This is a genomic window from Dellaglioa sp. L3N (assembly GCF_054941095.1).
The window spans coordinates 474,612-486,969 of the sequence record NZ_CM142928.1; the positions used below are offsets into that span (position 1 = coordinate 474,612).

The following is a 12,358-nucleotide window of genomic DNA, read 5'->3' on the forward strand; positions in this document are numbered from 1 at the left end:
ATGAAACATTTTAGATTTGAATTTAACCGAATGAAAAAAATATTGATTTCGTGTACTGTAATAACAGGAAGTTTACAGTTACTTTTTTTGTATTTTTTTGCTTTAGTAGGTCGTTTTGATACAAGTGAAAATGATAGTATGTTAACTGGATATATGGCAGTACTTGGACTAGCTACAACGGGAACAATGTGTGTATTGGCTATTTATGGATCAATTTTGGCAAGTCAATTATTAGTACGTGATTATGTTGGAATGAATAAGAGCAAAACATATTTATTACCGACAGATCGAAAAAAATTGTTCTACACTAAGGTAGCTGTGCTTTCTTCAATTATTTCTGTATCTGAAGTTATGGGATTACTATTTTCGAATATTATTTATAATACGTTGGGAATATTTATTCCGCTTACGATTGATAATCCGATTAATCATATAGGGAATATGATTGTATCAGTAATTATTTGTATTTGTTTGACATTATTAATTATCTTGTTTTCAAGCTTTATTGGTATTCTAATGAACTCAACGGTTAAGGTAATAATTACAAGTATTATTTTTGTCGTATTTCTTTCAAATTTATCAGCAATATTATTAAGTTCATTTTTAATATTATCATTATTTATTTCTGTATTAATAATAATAATAATAATTTTGGTTAGTCGGAGTATGGGAAAATATATTGAAAAGAGTGAAGCAATATAGAAATTTAATTAATGGGGTGCAAAATAATTGTTATTGAACAGAGTAATGACTATTACAAAAAGGGAACGTAAGACTTGGTTTTGGTTACAATTTCCAATGATTATTGTATTACAAAGTACTTTCCAGATAATATATATTGGAATGTTTAGCTTATTTAATGGTGTAAATGTTCCAATAGATCTTACAGGGCAGCTATTTTTAATAGGGGAATTATTTAGTACAATAATTACTATTTTTATTTTTGTTACGTATAGTCATTTTTTTGAAAAACGAAGCATGTTGTCACTGGGATTAACAAATAAATCCATAATTTCAGAATGTCTTAGAGGTTGGATTTTAGGCTCTATATTAACAGGAATAATTGGTATACTGGTATTGGTATTGACAAATAGTCAATTTTATTTGCAACAAAGTTTAAATTTTATCATGTTACTTGTGTATTTTTTAGGATTTTTATTTCAGGGATTGAGTGAAGAAATTATTTTTCGTGGGTACCTAATGAATGGATTAGTGGTAAAGTTTACACCATTAACTGCTATTTTACTTAGCTCAATTATATTTAGTAGTGTCCATGTAATTAATGGAAATAATTCTGTATGGAGCTTTATTAACTTGATGCTCTTAGGGGTTGTTTTAGGGTTACTATTTTATAAACGGCAAAATATTTGGGTGGTTGGTTTTTTACACGGAGCATGGAATTTTACTTTAGGTATTATATTTGGTGGTGATATCAGTAATATTAGTTTAAAAATTTCAATATTAAAAATGAATGTTTCTGATGATCATAGGTACTTGTTGGGAAATCAATTTGGTCTAGAAAGTAGTGTAGTAACAACATTTATATTATGTGCAAGTTGTGCGAGTTATTATTTTATTAGACAGAATACAAAATCAAAAAAATAAGACTAAGGTTTATCATCTAATAAATCTTAGTCTTATTTTTTTTAAATGATATTAAGTAATACGATACTAACTAAATAGTGACCATTTTCATCCCATTGCTTGTAAAGCCCATTATAATTATGCACAATTCGTTTAACATTGTTTATACCGAGACCGTCATTTTGTCTTTGGTAACGAGTTTTCTTTTCGGTTGAGTCGAATGTATTTTTAATATCGATTAATAATTTATCATCAAATTGTTTAATGACTAGAGAAATTTTGCGAGGATGATTATTAGGTAATCTGTTAGTTGCCTTGATAGCATTATCAATAAGATTGCCAATTAAAATTGATAAAATGTCGTTATCAATTTTAATTTTTTTGCTTATTAATACTTTGATATTAAATGAGATATTAGATTTTTTTGCAAATTCTACTTTTTCGGTTAAAAGGTAATTCAGAACAATATCATGAGTATAAAAATGTTGATGCAAGGAGACTTGACTAATTGAGTTTTGAAGATATTTTTTTGCTTCATTTATTTGATTTTCTTCAATTAGACCGAGTAATACAAGAAATTGATTTTTTAAATCGTGACGCATTGATTTGAGTTGAACTTGAGATTTTTTTACTTCAAAAATATATTTCATTTCTGAAGATAATGCACGATTTTGGAGTGTGATTTGATTGATTTTTCTTAAGTGTTTTGTAAGACTGTTGTATAAATATAAGACACAAATATTCATATATAGGATGCCAAATGCTATTAATAATGCAAAAAATATTGAATGTACGCTAATATTTAAATTCGATAGTAGAAAGCTGAACAAAACAATTATTGAGATAATTGGAATTGAAGTCAATGATAGTAAAACAGGATAAGTTAATGTATCAGTGTAAATTTTATTTCTGAAAAAGAATAATTTTAGCATGAGGAATAAAAGTATTTCAATTGACATAGTAATACTTGTTGTTATTATAACGAATACTAGATTTTTTGAATCGTACATTGGAGATAGAATACTATCAAAAACAGTGAGAGACAGTGATTCACAAATAAAGTTGATAGTAAGTAATATTATGATTAAAAAAACAGATTCTTTAGTTGGAATACTGTGGTGCTTGGCAAGAATTATCATTGCAGATATGGTCACAGCTATATTGATGAACGGTTCAATATTAGTAGGAATAAAGTATGAATTAATTAATACGATAAGGGCTAAAAAAAATAAAGTTATTAAATATTTTACAGAGATTCTAGTATTTGAAGACCAACTTGAAAAAAAGAAGTTTAACATAAATAGGTAAATGATAAAACTAGATATACGTATTAAAGCGTCTACCATTATAGAGTACTCCTTAGCTTCATTAGAATAGCATCGTGGGCGTTATGTTTAAATTTACGACTAATTGGAATTTCAATCGTTTTAGAATTGTAGGACAGAATAACATAAGTACTTCCAATTTCTTTGATAAATCGAATATTTACGATATAGGATGCTTGTGTCTGTACAAAATTATTATTTAGAGCGGAAAGTAATTTAAGGGTAGGCATATTCATTTTATATACTTTATGTCTATCATGAATAATGACCATTCTTTTTTGCTTTTCAAAATAGATAATGTCGTTAAATTTAAGGTTGTAAGAAACTCTGTTATATGTAAAGGAAAATGATTTGGTGTCTATATCGAGATATTGGATAACTTTTTGTAGGACGGGAAAAAAGTTTTCGTTAGAAATCGGCTTAATAATATAATCAAAAGTTTGTACTTTGAAAACTTCTTCCATATATTCATTGAAACTAGTTAAAAAGATAATTGGTACATTTAAGTCATTTTCACGTATTTTTTTTGCAATATCTATTCCAGAATAATTTGGGAATTCAATATCTAATATGAACAAATCATAATGGTGTTCAGTAATATCAGTCAATAATTTTTGAGGATTAAAAAAAACGGATATATCGAATAACGTCGTGTCAAAATTCATTAACGTTTTTTCAACGGTTGCTGTCATTTTAGGCAAATCATCACATATTGCAACATTGATCATTTAGTTAAGTCACCTCTTCATAGATTATTTAGATGTTGTCTGTAGTTAAGTTCATTATAAATGTTTCTTTCGGCAATTCAATGTCTTTTATTTTAAGTTTTTGGAATTTAATTTATAGAAGTAAAGCGTAGCGCTTATCTAAGAGTTAGAAAACAAAATAATCTAATGACTGGAAAAATGGAACCGACTAAAATATAATTATATTTAATTAGTTTTTGGTACTGTTTATTTATATTTTACGTGAGTAGTAAGCTATAAATGGTAAGATAGGTAAAAGAACAAAATTATGGTGTTATATATCTGAATGAAAGTATGAATAAACAATAATAAGCCGGGAGATTCAAAAATGAAAAAAATAATTAATGCAGGTAATGAATTTATCAAAAAAAGATTAACAGTTTTGAAACTCCTATTTATTTTATCAGTTTTAATTTTTGTTATTATCCAAGTTGGACGTATCTTTAGAGATATTAATGGTGCCCAAGTTCAAAGAAGCTTTGAGTCACAGTCGGTTGGATCCATTTTATTAATGCTGGTAATTGGGTTTATTGCCGTTTTACCTATGATGATTTATGATTTTGTGATGGTTAAATTTTTGCCAGAGAAATATTCATGGCGATATATTCTACAAAGTGGTTGGATAACCAACACAATGACTAATATTGCGGGATTCGGTGGCTTACTAGGGGCTTCGTTGAGAGCTAACTTCTATAGTAAGAATGCATCTAAAAAACAAGTCCTATTCGCTATTTCAAAGGTAGCATTATTTTTAGTTGCTGGTCTATCACTGTATTGTTGGGTGTCTTTAATTTTAATTTTTGGCTTAAATATTGGCTCACAGTTCGGACAGTATTGGATTTGGTTATTATTGGGTGGGTTATATTTTCCAATTGTTTTCATTATTACAAAAACCAGAGATTCAGAATTTTTTGCGGATTTAACAATTGGTCGTGAATTAACACTCATTCTGGGGTCATCTTTAGAATGGGGTTCTGCTGGACTATTCTTCATATTTATTGGATACATGATGAATGTTGATCCATCTCATTTAGTGGCTGTGTTCCCGTTGTTCGTTATCGCATCAATTATTGGTGTTATATCAATGATTCCTGGTGGATTAGGGTCATTTGATGTCTTTATGATATTAGGACTACAGACACTAGGTGTACATAATAGTACGGCTGTTATTTGGTTGTTATTCTATCGATTATTTTATTATATATTCCCGTTCTTAGTGGGAGTCATTTTATTTATTAAAGATTCAGGTGGTCGATTTAATGAGTATTTGAATGGATTACCTGTTGTGTTACTTAGAAGAGTTGCGCATTTTATCCTTGTTTTATTTTTCTATGTGACAGGAGTTATTCTGTTATTGGCTTCAACGGTCCCAGAATTTACGTTTACTAATCCGATTATTAGTTACTTATATCCATATACCTTCTACTTTATTCATCAGATGAGCAATATTTTTATTGCCTTTTTAATGATTGGAATTGGTCGAGGCATTGAATCTAAGGTTAAACGTGCCTATTGGCCAATGGTTCTTTTTGTTGTCATGGGGATTATTAATACTCTCTGGCATGATTTTTCAATTACCTTACTCATTTTCTTAGCCGTTATATTAATTTGTGCGTTGTTGTCTAAACAAATATTTTATCGTGAAAGATTTGAATATTCGTGGGGACGCTTGCTAATTGATGGAGGCATATTTGCGGGAACTTTTATTCTTTATACAATAGTTGGGTTCTATAATGCACCACAATTTCATCATACGGGTAAGGTCCCAGATGTTTTCTTATTTCCATCAGAGAAAATTTGGTTATCTGGCTTTTTAGGGTTACTTTTTGCGGTCATTGTTGTGTGGGTCACATTTACGTACCTATCTCGTAAGGATCAACGATTTGGTGAGCAAGAGTTTCCAGCAGATCGTGTTAAAAACGTGGTTGATACTTATGGTGGAAATGAAGTCAGTCATCTTGCCTTTTTAAGGGATAAGAATGTCTATTTTTATCAAAATGAAGGGCAGGATGAAGTCTTTTTCCTTTATCAGAAAAAGTCGAATAAATTAGTTGTTATGGGTGAGCCAGTTGGAAATCCTGAGTTTATTCGTGCCGCTATTAATCAATTTATTATTGATGCAGATGTTGAGGGATTAGAGTTAGTCTTTTATGAAGTTGATGCACAATTAACGATGATGTTGCATGAAGTTGGATTTGATTTTATTAAAATTGGTGAAGAAGGTTTCGTTAAAGTTTCTGAAGTGGTGTTGTCTGGTAAAAAACGACGTTCAGAGCGTGCTTTAATGAATAAATTTGACCGAGAAAATTATTCATTTGCGATGATTGAACCGCCCTATTCAAAAGAAACGATTCAAGAATTAAAAGATATTTCTGACAGTTGGCTAGGTGGACAATCTGAAAAAGGATTTTCTTTAGGATTCTTTGATGATTATTATCTTAATCAAGCACCGATTGCCGTTATTAACGATTCTGAAGGGCGTAAGGTTGCGTTTGCGACAATGATGCCAACTGGAAATCATAGGGTTTTATCGATTGATTTGATGAGATATAGTCGAGAAATGGCACCATCTGGTATAATGGATAAAATTTTCATTAGTTTATTTCAACAAGCGACAGAAGAGGGTTATGAATTATTTGATATGGGTATGGCACCATTATCGAATGTGGGTGAATCTAAATTTAGTTTTGTTGAAGAAAAAATTGCCCATATGATTTATAAGTATGGATACCGTTTTTATGGTTTCCAGGGCTTGAAGCAATATAAGGATAAATATGTAACAGAATGGCATTCAAAGTATATTTCATTTAGGAAACGTAGCTCAATTGCGTTTACGTTGTTGCAGATTTTAACGGTTGTTAATCAGAAAAGGCCGACAGATAGAAAAGTTAAGGGATCTAGTTTTATTGTGAAATTTTTCTTGAGAAATGCTAAATAAATGATAAAAGCGCAGAATCAGGTTTAATGTGATTCTGCGCTTTTGCTATTTATTTTTAAAGGTGCTAATTAGTCAGTGCTTTTTAGGAATCCAAATCATGCAATAAATAATAGCGATAAAACCAATAGACCAGCCTAAAAATCCTTGTCCAAAGTATATTAAAATTAAACCGATAACTGTTGATAAAAGCAAGATGAATGGCACTTTTAAGTGGCTACGCATATCGTTACCCCCGATTTTTTATTAAAAACACGATTGAACTATTTAATTCAGTTTTTTTGTAAATACGTAATATGATACATGAATTATAGCATATTTTAAAGAGTCAATGGGTACTCACTAGTTTATGGATACAATTTTTGATACAATAAGGATTAATAATAAAAATTATGACAAATTGAAAGTAGGGTGTTACCTTGGATTCTGGTCCGGAAAGTTATTTATTGAATATCATTGTTATCATTGCGATATTACTGTTGTCTGTGTTATTTACGCTTACTGAGTATGCGCTGGTTCGGGTACGGGTTAGTGCATTAAAAGATATGTATGAAAAAAAGCCACTTAAAAATATTAAGCGAGCTATTCACATGACGGAAAACTTAACGGAATACCTGTCAACAGCCCAGGTTGGAATAACCTCAACCAGTTTGATTCTTGGTTGGATTGGTGAAAAAACAATTGCGGATGCGATTATTCAATCCAATATATTACCTGCGGCTATGGCAAATGCTATTGCATCGGTTGCTGCAATTCTTATTTTTACGGTTATTCATGCTGTTTTTACTGATTTAGTTCCTAAAAATATTGCGATTGCAGATCCATTACCAGTATTATTATTTATTGTCCGACCTATTCTCTTTTTCCATATCGTTTTATATCCGCTAATATGGATTTTAGATCGATCGGCAAATTGGATTACACATTTATTAGGGTATGAAGTTGAAAATGAAGAAGATATTTATTCGCAAACTGAAATTCTGTCATTATCCCGTTTATCTGCGAATGCTGGTGAACTTGATGAAGAAGATTTAACCTTTATGCAACGCGCATTTGATATGAATGATAAAGTAGCGGAAGATATTATGATTGACCGGACATCAATGGTTGCAGTAGATGTAGACGCAACCATTAAAAATGTTGTTAACTTATACTGGAAAACGAGATATTCAAGATTCCCAGTCATTGCTAATAATGATAAAGACAAAGTTATCGGTTATGTTTATAGTTATGATTTATTACGACAGGAAAAAATAAATAAATCGAATTTAATTTCAACAATTATGCGTGATATTCCGGCTGTTCAGGAAAATGCCGAGGTTCATAGTATTATGGATGTCATGGTATCTAGGCGTACGCCAATTGTTATTGTTGTTAATGAGTATGGTGGCACTTCAGGAATTATTACAGATAAAGATATTTATGAAGAATTATTCGGTGTTGTTAGGGAAGAATTTGATGATACGAATGATGATAATATAGTAGATTTGGGTAATAATCGATACAAGGTTTCAGGTAAAGTGACCTTATACGATTTTGAACGCTACTTTGATACAACGCTCAAAGAGACAGAAGAGAGCGATGCAGTCACACTTACGGGACTTATCCTTAATAAAAATTCTAAATTTCGGGCTAATGATGAAATGAACATTTCTAATTTTAAAATTAAAGCGTTAGATTATGAAAATGCCTATATTTCTGAATTTGAAGTTACCGTATTACCGGTAGAGAAAAAGGCCAATAATGATGAAATAAGTAAATAAAAATAGTTTTCAAGATTTTAATCGTATAAAGTTAAATAATTTCTAAAAATTAAAAATCTAGTAACTAATCAAAAAAACCATAGGGATTGAATTCCCTATGGTTTTTTAGTATGTGAAATGAAGAAATATTGCACAAGAATTCTACCTAAAAAGAGCACTATTAAGAAAATCCGGCCGTTATAAAAGTATGAACTATCTTGAATAAAAAATGATAAGATTATTAAAATTAAAAATAGCAAACCTAAAGAGGGTAAGGCATCATTTATGCAGGCTTTAACTTTTTCATTTTCTAATTTAAAAGTTGGTTTACAAGGAATAAGGGCAATACTTTAATGGTATGGAGGTCTATATTGACTTTAATCTAAATAGATGATATATTCTATTTAGAGATAGTTCTAAATAGAAAGGAGACAATAAATGAGTTTACAAAATACGCTAAAAGCATTGTCTAACCCAGTTAGACGGGATATTTTAATGTTATTAAAGAAAAAAAGATTATCGGCGGGAGAAATTAGTGAACAGTTTACTTTGAGCCAAGCAACTATTTCAAATCATTTGAAGGTGTTAAGACAAGGTGATTTGATTAGGGAAACTAAGTATAAAAATTTTATTTATTATGAGTTAAATTTAAGTGTGTTTGAAGATGCGATGTTGTGGCTGCAGGATTTAACGAAAGGAGAAAATAATGAAAAATAAAAGAAATATGAGTGCCGTTTTATTTGGACTTATACCAATGATTACAGGATTTTTGCTGTATAAAAAATTACCAAATGAAATGCCGATTCACTGGAATATAAGTGGCAATATTAATCAGTATGGTAATAAAGCATTGGTTATTATTGGATTTCCACTGTTTATGATCTTAATTAGCGTGATAATGATGGTGATCAGTAGATTTAATCATCAAAATAAGAAGTTAAACACAATCTTGATTTGGATTTTTCCAGTACTTTCAGTAATTCTATCAACAATTATATATACTAATGCGCTTGGTTATCAAATTAATATCATAAGTAGTGTGGCTTTAATAGTGGGGGCCTTGCTCATCGTGATTGGTAATTATATTCCCAAAACGGTACCTAATAAATATGTTGGTTTTAGAACGAAAAAAACTTTAAATAATCCAGAACATTGGCAAAAGTTAAATCGATTATCAGGTATGTGGATGGTTATTTTAGGAGTTATCATATTTTGTGCCGGAGTAGTAGGAATGTATTGGTAATCATATTAAAAGGAGAATGAAAATGGAATTAAAACATATTTTAGATAAACAGACATATGAGATATTAAACCGTGAATATGGGCTACATGATTGTTATATTAATTCAATGAATTATATAAATACAGGAGATAGTGATGTCAAGAGTAATATTAATTTAGTTATAAATATGACTGATTATGAAGATCAGAATTTAAAAATAAAGTTGATGTTTGAAGAAGTTTGGCGAGTTAATTATTCGATGGATTTAGATACACTTAGATATGAAGAAACAAATGGGCCAGTGTTTGACGATGGGTTAGGACAGATGGACGATATTCGTGTTGATTATGTGCGCAAGAAGTTTATGGTTTCGTTATATACACATGAGGATTATCGGTTGTTTGTTTCTGCCAAAAAATTTAAGATTGAAACTGAATATGTAGAAAAATAGTAATTATTTTCTACTTTAGAAGAAGATCCTAAAAAGGTCTTCTTTTTGTTAGACATAAAATACTTGAGTAAAAGAGGTTAAATAATAGGTAATTTAACTATGCCAAACAATACGGAATCATCAGGCTAAAGTTTTTAAAGCAAGTGCCAATATTGGCTATAACGTTACTAAAAAATGTGGTTTTAGACGCTACGGCGTAAAAATATGCGAGAATGACAAGCAAATGAACGACTGTTAAACCACCAACGGCGGATTAAGACCGTATTTTCCAGGTTATGTCACTTATTTGATATTGAACATAATCGTGTTTGATCCTTTGGTGTCTTTCAATCGCGATTAGAATAGTGATTAATACTTGGTTAAAAATCAACTAGAACCACGCATAAATTATATATTATTAAATAATGTTGATATATTATTTAACAATGTTAAAGTTATTATATATAAGTAAGAAAAGAGGAAATTATTATTAATACATGGTACGAGAATATGACGGATGAAGATATGAATTTTATTAAGCGGTTTACACTATCGTCGGGGTCGCTAAAGCAAGTAGCAAAAGAATATTCAGTTTCATATCCGACAGTACGGAATAGACTAAATGATGTTATAACTAAAATTGGACTAATTGATGAGAAAGATAGTGAACCATTTATAGTGAATCTTATGCGTCTAGTAACGGATGATCAAATTAGTTATAGTGCAGCAAAAAAAATTATAGAATTCCATGAAGGAGAAAAAAATGAATGAGTTAACATTTTTCGTAATAGTGATACTTTTAATTTTGATTGAGACATATTGGTTGGCAAACACAAAATATTTTTGGCTTGGTGGAATAATACCCCTGTTAGGTACAATTGGTATTGTTTTGGTAATGGTTGAAAGTCAACATTTAGTTTTTAAAGATTTTATAATGGCAGCTATTGGAATTATTGTTTTATTGGTTTTTTGGGGTGATGGGCATGATCGTTATACTAAAAGAACTTTAAAAGAAAAAAATAAGATGTTAAGTAAGGATTTGAGTCAAAAGAAGAATAAATAAAAAAGCTGATGCATTCCTATGCCAAATATCCGGACAAAAATATTGTTGAAATATAACTAAATTTTAAAAATATTTGCTGATAACCCCATTTTAGGAAAGGAAAAGCCTTTTGCATATTATTGGTAGCCATTCTTACAATTATCAGTGGTATAAAGACAATTAAAACAACAGTTAGTACGTCTACTCCGCTTTTCAGTACAACTTCCGGTATTGTTAACTAATGAATAAAATGATTTCCATCAACGACGATAGTATAGATCCAATAAAATAGCCTACACAATTAGGCTGAAATCCAATTGTGTAGGCTATTTGTCTAGCGTTTAGGACGACGCTTCATTTGTCCGCTTTCGCCAATTTCGTAATCTGAATCATTCATTGATTCAACGCTACCAAGTAAGTAACCATTACCAACTTGAGAGAAGAAATCATGGTTTGAGGTTGAGGTTGAAATACCGTTCATAACGACAGGATTAACATCCGAAGCCGTGTCAGGAAATAAAGGATCTTGGCCTAAATTCATCAAGGCTTTGTTGGCGTTATAACGTAAGAAAGTTAAAACTTCCTCAGTCCAACCAACTTCATCGTAAAGTTCGTGAGTGTATTTTTCTTCATTTTCGTATAATTCAAAAAGAAGATCGTACATCCATGTCTTCATTTTTCCTTGTTCTTCTTCAGAAAGTTCATTGAAGCCTAATTGGAATTTGTAACCAATGAAGGTACCATGAACAGATTCATCACGTAAAATTAATTTGATAATTTCAGCAACGTTAGCTAATTTATTATGACCTAGATAATAGAGTGGCGTATAGAAGCCAGAGTAGAATAAGAATGTTTCAAGAAAGACAGAAGCTACTTTCTTTTCTAAAGGCGTTCCAGAATGGTAAATACCATTAATCCGTTGAGCCTTTTTTTGTAAAAATTCATTTTTATCAGTCCATTCAAAAATCTCAGTGATTTCCGAAGCTGTATTCAATGTTGAAAAGATTGATGAATAACTTTTAGCATGAACCGATTCCATAAATTGAATATTATTCAAAACGGCTTCTTCATGTGCCGTCCGTGTATCATGACGTAATGATTCCATCCCGTCTTGAGATTGGACAGTATCCAACAAAGTTAACCCACCAAAATCATGACCAACTAATGTTTTTTCTGCAGGACTTAATGTCCGCCAATCATCTAAATCATTTGAGAGTGGGATACGGGTATCTAACCAAAATTGTTCGGTTAATTTTTCCCAAGTTGCTTTATCAACTTGATCTTCAACTTCATTCCAATTAATTGCCTTATAACTATCATTATTCATTTAAT

The 12,358-nt window shown here is 30.4% G+C and carries 12 protein-coding genes and 1 pseudogene; 10 read left to right on the forward strand and 3 right to left on the reverse strand.

The genetic code is table 11. The features are described 5' to 3' along the window. Both ACVPPR_RS02300 and ACVPPR_RS02305 read left to right on the forward strand, forming a co-directional pair. Entirely contained in the window at positions 1 to 702 is a 702-nt protein-coding gene (locus tag ACVPPR_RS02300; RefSeq protein WP_462304546.1) for an ABC transporter permease, read from the forward strand. A gap of 45 nt (positions 703 to 747) precedes the next feature. Beyond that, positions 748 to 1,605, forward strand: a complete 858-nt coding sequence (locus ACVPPR_RS02305) for a lysostaphin resistance A-like protein (RefSeq protein ID WP_462304547.1) — start codon at positions 748 to 750, stop codon at positions 1,603 to 1,605. 41 nt (positions 1,606 to 1,646) lie between these two features. Here the strand turns inward: ACVPPR_RS02305 and ACVPPR_RS02310 are convergent, their stop codons facing one another. Then, positions 1,647 to 2,930 carry a sensor histidine kinase gene (locus tag ACVPPR_RS02310; protein ID WP_462304548.1) on the reverse strand — a complete coding sequence of 428 codons (1,284 nt, stop codon included), beginning with the start codon at positions 2,928 to 2,930 and terminating at the stop codon, positions 1,647 to 1,649. Further along, positions 2,930 to 3,637: a LytR/AlgR family response regulator transcription factor gene (locus ACVPPR_RS02315; RefSeq protein WP_462304549.1), complete on the reverse strand. Its 708-nt coding sequence runs from the start codon at positions 3,635 to 3,637 to the stop codon at positions 2,930 to 2,932. The genes ACVPPR_RS02310 and ACVPPR_RS02315 overlap by 1 nt, the downstream gene beginning before the upstream one ends. A 346-nt stretch (positions 3,638 to 3,983) precedes the next feature. Here ACVPPR_RS02315 and mprF point away from each other — a divergent pair, with 346 nt between their 5' ends. The 8 genes and pseudogenes from mprF (at position 3,984) to ACVPPR_RS02355 (ending at position 11,047) form a co-directional block, all read left to right on the forward strand. Continuing rightward, positions 3,984 to 6,593 carry a bifunctional lysylphosphatidylglycerol flippase/synthetase MprF gene (gene mprF / locus ACVPPR_RS02320; RefSeq protein WP_462304550.1) on the forward strand — a complete coding sequence of 870 codons (2,610 nt, stop codon included), beginning with the start codon at positions 3,984 to 3,986 and terminating at the stop codon, positions 6,591 to 6,593. Positions 6,594 to 7,009: 416 nt separating this feature from the next. Continuing rightward, a complete protein-coding gene (locus tag ACVPPR_RS02325) occupies positions 7,010 to 8,353 on the forward strand; it encodes a hemolysin family protein (protein WP_462297297.1) in 1,344 nt (447 codons plus the stop codon). Positions 8,354 to 8,770: 417 nt separating this feature from the next. Beyond that, positions 8,771 to 9,049, forward strand: coding sequence for an autorepressor SdpR family transcription factor (locus ACVPPR_RS02330; RefSeq protein ID WP_462304551.1), 279 nt, complete (start codon positions 8,771 to 8,773; stop codon positions 9,047 to 9,049). Continuing rightward, positions 9,039 to 9,575, forward strand: coding sequence for a DUF1648 domain-containing protein (locus tag ACVPPR_RS02335; protein WP_462304552.1), 537 nt, complete (start codon positions 9,039 to 9,041; stop codon positions 9,573 to 9,575). The genes ACVPPR_RS02330 and ACVPPR_RS02335 overlap by 11 nt, the downstream gene beginning before the upstream one ends. Before the next feature lie 22 nt (positions 9,576 to 9,597). Beyond that, positions 9,598 to 10,005 (forward strand): hypothetical protein, encoded by a 408-nt coding sequence (locus tag ACVPPR_RS02340; protein WP_462304553.1) that lies wholly within the window; start codon positions 9,598 to 9,600, stop codon positions 10,003 to 10,005. A gap of 97 nt (positions 10,006 to 10,102) precedes the next feature. Then, positions 10,103 to 10,207 (forward strand): annotated as a pseudogene (locus tag ACVPPR_RS02345) (IS982 family transposase); the annotation flags it as partial. 287 nt (positions 10,208 to 10,494) lie between these two features. Continuing rightward, complete coding sequence (locus ACVPPR_RS02350; RefSeq protein WP_462297293.1) at positions 10,495 to 10,755, forward strand: DUF2089 family protein; 261 nt, start codon at positions 10,495 to 10,497, stop codon at positions 10,753 to 10,755. After that, a complete protein-coding gene (locus ACVPPR_RS02355; RefSeq protein ID WP_462304554.1) occupies positions 10,748 to 11,047 on the forward strand; it encodes a hypothetical protein in 300 nt (99 codons plus the stop codon). Before ACVPPR_RS02350 ends, ACVPPR_RS02355 begins: the two co-directional genes overlap by 8 nt. A gap of 313 nt (positions 11,048 to 11,360) precedes the next feature. Here ACVPPR_RS02355 and nrdF read toward each other — a convergent pair whose 3' ends face one another. Beyond that, positions 11,361 to 12,353 carry a class 1b ribonucleoside-diphosphate reductase subunit beta gene (gene nrdF / locus ACVPPR_RS02360; RefSeq protein WP_462297291.1) on the reverse strand — a complete coding sequence of 331 codons (993 nt, stop codon included), beginning with the start codon at positions 12,351 to 12,353 and terminating at the stop codon, positions 11,361 to 11,363. Positions 12,354 to 12,358: the final 5 nt, after the last annotated feature.

Coding starts and splice junctions, on each gene's coding strand:
- ACVPPR_RS02340 (WP_462304553.1), top strand. CDS start 9,598: ATGGAATTAAAACATATTTTAGATAAACAGACATATGAGATATTAAAC.
- nrdF (WP_462297291.1), bottom strand. CDS start 12,353: ATGAATAATGATAGTTATAAGGCAATTAATTGGAATGAAGTTGAAGAT.
- ACVPPR_RS02350 (WP_462297293.1), top strand. CDS start 10,495: ATGACGGATGAAGATATGAATTTTATTAAGCGGTTTACACTATCGTCG.
- ACVPPR_RS02305 (WP_462304547.1), top strand. CDS start 748: ATGACTATTACAAAAAGGGAACGTAAGACTTGGTTTTGGTTACAATTT.
- ACVPPR_RS02355 (WP_462304554.1), top strand. CDS start 10,748: ATGAATGAGTTAACATTTTTCGTAATAGTGATACTTTTAATTTTGATT.
- ACVPPR_RS02310 (WP_462304548.1), bottom strand. CDS start 2,930: ATGGTAGACGCTTTAATACGTATATCTAGTTTTATCATTTACCTATTT.
- ACVPPR_RS02300 (WP_462304546.1), top strand. CDS start 1: ATGAAACATTTTAGATTTGAATTTAACCGAATGAAAAAAATATTGATT.
- ACVPPR_RS02330 (WP_462304551.1), top strand. CDS start 8,771: ATGAGTTTACAAAATACGCTAAAAGCATTGTCTAACCCAGTTAGACGG.
- ACVPPR_RS02335 (WP_462304552.1), top strand. CDS start 9,039: ATGAAAAATAAAAGAAATATGAGTGCCGTTTTATTTGGACTTATACCA.
- ACVPPR_RS02315 (WP_462304549.1), bottom strand. CDS start 3,637: ATGATCAATGTTGCAATATGTGATGATTTGCCTAAAATGACAGCAACC.
- mprF (WP_462304550.1), top strand. CDS start 3,984: ATGAAAAAAATAATTAATGCAGGTAATGAATTTATCAAAAAAAGATTA.